Here is a 1,027-nt window from a genome sequence, read left to right as displayed (position 1 = left end):
CTTCCTGACAAGGTAGCATTATTGTTACTTTTTAAGTCTAGTTTCAACTAAAAGTGTAGCATCTTCTGCCTTGTCTTTAATTTTTATAGGAAAGCCCTATATAGAGAGAAAAAAGTGTCCAAAAACTACAGTTTTTGGACAGCTTATTATTCTCTCCTTAAGGGTGACTGGTATTGTTCGTCAGTTACCTTTTCCATCCTAATCAACTACCTTGCCGTCGAGATGATCCTGAATGGCGATATGCGTCATTCTGCCGTTTGGCGAAGCGCCGTGCCAATACTTTACTCCCGGCGGAGTTCAGATGACATCGCCCTGCCTGATCTCTTGCTTTTCACTATTCCATTGCTGAATCCAGCCAGTTCCAGCCCCGTGACGATCAAAGTTTGACCAAGCGGGTGACTGTGCCACGCAGAACGAGCACTAGCCTTAAACGTAACATTAACTTTTGAGACTAAATTTGAGTGTCAAGAACTATGTTTTCTAACACCACAGTTACTTCAAAAAGAATATCAGGCTTAGAATTCTTAATAAGTTTTTTTGCTAAAGAAATTACCAATTATTTTGTGATTTCGTGAAACAACCAAGCCTTTGCCATACTCCAATCGCGCCTGATCGTTATGTTTGAAACATTCAAAACTTCGGCGGTTTCGTCAATTGACAAGCCACTGAAATAACGAAGCTCGACTACTTTTGCCTGCCTTTCGTCGAATTTTGCCAGCTTGTTTAAGGCTTCGTCGAGCGCTACAAGATCAACGCTTTTTTCCTGTGAAACGATTGTTAAGGCTTCATCGAGCGGCAAATTCTCCGCCGCGCCTCCGCGTTTCTCTCGCTTTCTTTCACGCGCGTAATCAACCAGAATCCGGCGCATAGCTTGTGCCGCAATCGCAAAAAAATGGGCGCGGTTTTGCCATTTCACGTCGCGCTGGTCAATTAATTTCAGGTAGGCTTCGTTGATCAAAGCTGTTGGCTGCAGCGTGTGATTCGAGCGTTCGCGTCGCAAATAACCCGAAGCCTGACGACGCAGTTC

1 protein-coding gene is annotated in these 1,027 nt (G+C 44.3%); it reads right to left on the bottom strand.

The features are described 5' to 3' along the window. Window positions 1–556: 556 nt before the first annotated feature. Window positions 557–1,027 (bottom strand): sigma-70 family RNA polymerase sigma factor (locus H0W44_10740; protein MBA3582910.1); only part of this gene is annotated, 471 nt, incomplete at its 5' end.

Source organism: Gammaproteobacteria bacterium (assembly GCA_013817245.1).
Classification (GTDB): Bacteria; Pseudomonadota; Gammaproteobacteria; order HTCC5015; family HTCC5015; genus JACDDA01.
Note: the sequence above shows the minus strand (reverse complement) of the source record. Positions and strands in the feature narration are given on the sequence as shown.